The sequence below is a fragment of the Streptomyces phytophilus genome (genome assembly GCF_013870535.1).
In the GTDB taxonomy this organism is placed as follows: Bacteria; Actinomycetota; Actinomycetes; order Streptomycetales; family Streptomycetaceae; genus Streptomyces; species Streptomyces phytophilus.
Genome location: NZ_JACBXC010000863.1, coordinates 1 through 2,656, shown reverse-complemented (window position 1 = coordinate 2,656; position 2,656 = coordinate 1). Strand labels below are relative to the sequence as shown.

Sequence of the window (2,656 nt, the reverse complement as noted above, 5' to 3'; positions counted from 1 at the left end):
TCCTCGTCGAACGCGGCGACGATCTCCGCCCAGGCGGCCTCCTCGTCCAGCGGTGCGCCGCCCGCCCCCGTCGGCTCGGACCCCGTCGGCTCGGACTTCGTCGGCTCCGCGCCCGCCGGCTCCGTCTCCGCGGGACCGTCGCCCTGCTGCGGGTCCTCCCGGTCCGGGTTACGCTCCGCCACGGGCCCGGGCCTCCTTCCGCTGCTCGGTGCCGCCGGCCGGCACGGTGAGCCGGTCGATGAAGTCGTCGGTGGCCGTGAAGATCCGTTCCGCGTCGTGGTCGAGGGTGGCGACGTGGTAGCTGTCCTCCAGGACGGTCTCCGTGACGTCCCGGGAGGAGACCCGGCCGAGGATACGGGCGGAGTCCACCGGCGAGACGACGTGGTCGACCCGGCTGTGCAGGACCAGCAGCGGCTGCGTCACCTGGGGCAGTTCGGCGTCGACGCGGGCGAGGAGCTGCCGCAGCGAGTGCGCGGCGTGCAGGGGCACGCGGTCGTAGCCGGTCTCGGCGGCGCCCTTCTTGGCGATGTCGTCGATGACGCCGGGGGAGCTGCGCACCAGGAAGCGGGCCGCGGGCAGGGCCTTCGGCAGCAGCCCGTGCAGCTTGTTCAGCGGATTGACCGCGACCACGCCGGCGACCGCGTCCCCGTGCAGGGCGGCCAGCCGCAGCACCAGCGTGCCGCCCATGGACAGCCCGCACAGGAAGACCCGCTCGCACTGGTCGGACAGCTCCCGCAGCTCCCGCTCCACCGTCGCGTACCAGTCCTGCCAGCGCGTCACCTGGAGGTCCTGCCAGCGCGTGCCGTGCCCGGGCAGCAGCGGCATGGAGACCGTCAGGCCGCGGGCGGCGAGATGCTCGGCCCAGGGCCGTACGGACTGGGGCGAGCCGGTGAAACCGTGGCAGACCAGCACCCCCGTCTCGCCACCCGGCTGGCGGAACGGCTCGGCTCCGGGAAGGACCGGCATGGCGGGACTCCGATCGTGTCAGGCGGGCGGCGGATACGTGCCTGGCGCTGCCCTTGAGCCTACTGCCCCGTACCGACGGGCGGGCCCCCGCGGACGCCCCGCGGGGCGGCCGCGTAGCGGGCGGGAGCGCCCCGGGAGGGCACCTCGCCCCGGATACCGCTCTCCGACCTGGAGCGCTATGGTCACACGAGCAGATCGCAGGAGGCCCCGGTTGTTCTACAGCGCGATGAAGATGTCCCTCGGCAACAGTCTGAGGCTCGTCTTCCGTCCCTGGGTGGAAGGCATGGAGAACGTGCCGGACACCGGTGCCGCGATCCTCGCGAGCAACCATCTCTCCTTCTCCGACTCGTTCTTCCTGCCCTCCATGCTGCACCGGAAGGTCACCTTCATCGCGAAGGCGGAGTACTTCACCACCCCGGGCGTCAAGGGCCGGCTGACCGCCGCGTTCTTCAAGGGCGTCGGGCAGCTGCCCGTCGACCGCTCCGGCAGCCGCGGCGCCGGCGAGGCGGCGATCAAGAGCGGACTCGACGTGCTGGAGCGCGGCGAGCTGTTCGGCATCTACCCCGAGGGCACGCGGTCGCCCGACGGCCGCCTCTACCGCGGCAAGCCCGGCGGCCTCGGCCGGCTGGCGCTGCTCAGCGGGGCGCCGGTGCTGCCGGTGGCGATGATCGACACGGAGAAGATCCAGCCGCCGGGGCAGGTGGTGCCGAAGGTCATGCGGCCCGGCATCCGGATCGGCAGGCCGCTGGACTTCACGCGCTACCAGGGCATGGAGCACGACAGGTTCATCCTGCGTTCGGTGACCGACGAGGTCATGTACGAGATCATGAAGCTCTCCGGCCAGGAGTACGTGGACGAGTACGCGACGGCGGCGAAGCGGCGGATGGCGGACGAGGCGAAGCGCCGCAAGGCGGAGGAGAAGGCAGAGAAAGCCGAGAAAGCCGAGAACGCCGAGAACGCCGAGAAGTCCGACCGGCGGGACGCCGCGGCCTAGCGCGGCGTACGCGCGCGGGAGGGGCGGGAAGGAGAGCCGGGGCGATGGCCGGGCAGAGCAAGCGGCGGATGTCGGTGGAGCAGCCGCTGTGGCAGGCGCTGACGTACTTCCGGGTGCTGACGCTCGCGTACGCGGTGGCGCAGTTCGCACACCGGCACGACGCCGTCGCGCGCCCGGCGCTGGGCTGGACGTACCTCGCGGTCCTCACGCTGTGGACGCTGGCCACCTTCCGCCGGGTCTCGTCGGCCGAGCGCTGCACGTACCGGTTCCTCGCCGCGGACATCACGCTCACGCTGACCGGCATCCTGCTGACCATCCCGGTGGAGACGCCGGAGCGCATCGACGACGGCGCGACCACGCTGCCGTCGATCTGGGCGGCGGGCTCGGTGCTGGGCTTCGCGATCAAGGGCGGCTGGCGCTGGGGCGCGGCGTCGTCGGCGGCCGTGGGGCTGTCGAACATCGTGCAGCGCGGCGAGGTGGTGCAGGACAACTTCCACAACATCGTGCTGCTGATGGTCGCGTCGACGGCGATCGGCTACATCGTGGAGGTGGCGCGGACCAGTGAGCGGACGCTGGCCCGGGCGCTGCAGATCGAGGCGGCGACGCGGGAGCGGGAGCGGCTGGCGCGCGACATCCACGACAGCGTGCTGCAGGTGCTGGCGCTGGTCCAGCGCCGCGGGGCGGCCCGGCGGCGTA

Annotated in this window: 3 protein-coding genes and 1 pseudogene; 2 read left to right on the top strand and 2 right to left on the bottom strand. The window is 72.6% G+C overall.

What is annotated here, in order from left to right; translation table 11 throughout:
• Both H5J30_RS26375 and H5J30_RS26370 read right to left on the bottom strand, forming a co-directional pair.
• Nucleotides 1-182 (bottom strand): annotated as a pseudogene (locus H5J30_RS26375) (hypothetical protein); the annotation flags it as partial.
• Nucleotides 169-966, bottom strand: a complete 798-nt coding sequence (locus H5J30_RS26370; protein WP_181789833.1) for an alpha/beta hydrolase — start codon at nt 964-966, stop codon at nt 169-171. The gene H5J30_RS26370 and the pseudogene H5J30_RS26375, both read right to left, overlap by 14 nt.
• 211 nt (nt 967-1,177) lie before the next feature.
• Between H5J30_RS26370 and H5J30_RS26365 the strand changes: the two genes are divergently transcribed.
• Nucleotides 1,178-1,960 carry a lysophospholipid acyltransferase family protein gene (locus H5J30_RS26365; protein WP_181789832.1) on the top strand — a complete coding sequence of 261 codons (783 nt, stop codon included), beginning with the start codon at nt 1,178-1,180 and terminating at the stop codon, nt 1,958-1,960.
• A gap of 44 nt (nt 1,961-2,004) precedes the next feature.
• On the top strand, nt 2,005-2,656 hold a 652-nt coding region (locus tag H5J30_RS26360; RefSeq protein ID WP_258563549.1), incomplete at its 3' end, for a DUF5931 domain-containing protein.

Excerpts from the sequence above, each read along its gene's own strand:
- H5J30_RS26370 (WP_181789833.1), bottom strand. The coding sequence starts at position 966 with ATGCCGGTCCTTCCCGGAGCCGAGCCGTTCCGCCAGCCGGGTGGCGAG.